General features: G+C 53.3%; 2 tRNA genes. Both read left to right on the top strand.

Features of this window, described 5'->3' with window-relative positions:
- Positions 1-36 precede the first annotated feature (36 nt).
- Positions 37-110 (top strand) — tRNA-Met (locus tag HMPREF2686_RS10055).
- Between the two features lie 16 nt (positions 111-126).
- Positions 127-200: transfer RNA gene (locus HMPREF2686_RS10050), tRNA-Ile, on the top strand.
- The last annotated feature ends 40 nt before the right edge of the window (positions 201-240 follow it).

Raw genomic sequence — 240 nt, 5'->3', positions numbered from 1 at the left:
GTGTCGCAGGTTCGAATCCTGTCTTCCCGATATTATGGCGGTGTAGCTCAGCTGGCTAGAGCGTCCGGTTCATACCCGGGAGGTCGGGGGTTCGATCCCCTTCGCCGCTATATTGTTGATCTTGTTGGACCTTTAGCTCAGCTGGTTAGAGCTCTCGGCTCATAACCGAGTGGTCGTAGGTTCAAGTCCTACAAGGTCCATTGTTATCTTGGAGGATTACCCAAGTCCGGCTGAAGGGAA

This window comes from Streptococcus sp. HMSC057G03 (genome assembly GCF_001808745.1).
In the GTDB taxonomy this organism is placed as follows: domain Bacteria; phylum Bacillota; class Bacilli; order Lactobacillales; family Streptococcaceae; genus Streptococcus; species Streptococcus parasanguinis_Z.
This window is presented reverse-complemented; position numbering and strand designations above follow the sequence as displayed.